At 46.1% G+C, this 1,479-nt stretch carries 1 protein-coding gene; it reads left to right on the forward strand.

What is annotated here, in order from left to right; all coding sequences use genetic code 11:
• The coding region (locus ABT299_RS52670; RefSeq protein ID WP_500255480.1) for a S8 family serine peptidase at positions 1 to 1,479 on the forward strand (1,479 nt) is incomplete at both ends.

The raw sequence follows: 1,479 nt of genomic DNA on the forward strand, positions 1-1,479 counted from the left end.
GCAAATACGGTGACGGCTGCTAAGCAAGCGGCCACTGACACAACTGCAGCGACAACGAATCAAGCGATTGCTACACAGTTGGCGGCTAAAGGTATTGATTACAATAAGCTGAATAAAGTTCAGCAGCAAGATATTTATGTTGACGTCATTGTTCAAATGAGCGCAGCGCCTGCCTCTGAAAACGGCACTTTAAGAACTGATTACTCCAGCACGGCGGAGATTCAGCAGGAGACCAATAAAGTGATCGCGGCTCAGGCAAGCGTTAAGGCAGCTGTTGAACAAGTCACCCAACAAACTGCCAGTGAAAGTTATGGCTATGTCGTTAACGGCTTTTCAACTAAAGTTAGGGTTGTTGATATCCCTAAACTGAAACAAATTGCCGCAGTTAAAACAGTCACATTGGCGAAAGTTTATTATCCGACTGATACTAAGGCAAACTCGATGGCGAATGTGCAAGCCGTATGGTCCAATTACAAATATAAAGGTGAAGGCACAGTTGTCTCGGTTATTGACACTGGCATTGATCCAACACACAAAGACATGCGGCTAAGCAATGATAAAGACGTTAAACTAACCAAATCTGATGTTGAAAAATTCACTGATACCGCCAAGCATGGCCGCTATTTTAATTCAAAAGTGCCATATGGGTTTAATTATGCTGATAATAACGACACCATTACAGATGATACGGTTGACGAACAACACGGCATGCATGTTGCTGGGATCATCGGTGCTAACGGGACAGGTGACGATCCAGCCAAGTCTGTTGTCGGAGTTGCGCCAGAAGCACAGCTACTGGCAATGAAAGTTTTCACCAACTCTGACACTTCTGCAACAACCGGGTCAGCTACCTTGGTTTCTGCCATTGAAGACTCGGCAAAAATCGGTGCCGATGTCCTCAACATGTCCTTAGGATCTGGTTCAGGCAACCAAACCTTGGAGGATCCAGAACTTGCTGCGGTGCAAAATGCTAACGAATCAGGAACAGCCGCCGTCATTTCTGCTGGGAACTCAGGAACATCCAGTTCAGCAACTGAAGGCGTCAACAAAGATTATTACGGTTTGCAAGACAATGAAATGGTGGGAACGCCAGGGACATCACGAGGAGCGACCACAGTTGCTTCCGCTGAAAACACGGATGTCATCACTCAGGCAGTGACCATTACTGATGGTACAGGTTTACAGCTTGGACCGGAAACCATTCAGCTTTCAAGCAACGATTTCACTGGTAGCTTTGACCAAAAGAAGTTTTATGTTGTTAAAGATGCTAGTGGCAACCTCAGCAAAGGGAAAGTAGCCGACTATACTGCTGACGCTAAAGGCAAAATTGCCATCGTTAAACGTGGCGAACTTACCTTTGCTGATAAACAAAAATATGCCCAAGCCGCTGGTGCTGCTGGCTTGATCATTGTCAACAACGATGGCACAGCAACACCGGTGACTTCTATGGCGTTAACCACCACCTTCCCAACATTTGGG

Source organism: Spirillospora sp. NPDC000708, from assembly GCF_040299565.1.
Taxonomy (GTDB): Bacteria; Actinomycetota; Actinomycetes; order Streptosporangiales; family Streptosporangiaceae; genus Spirillospora.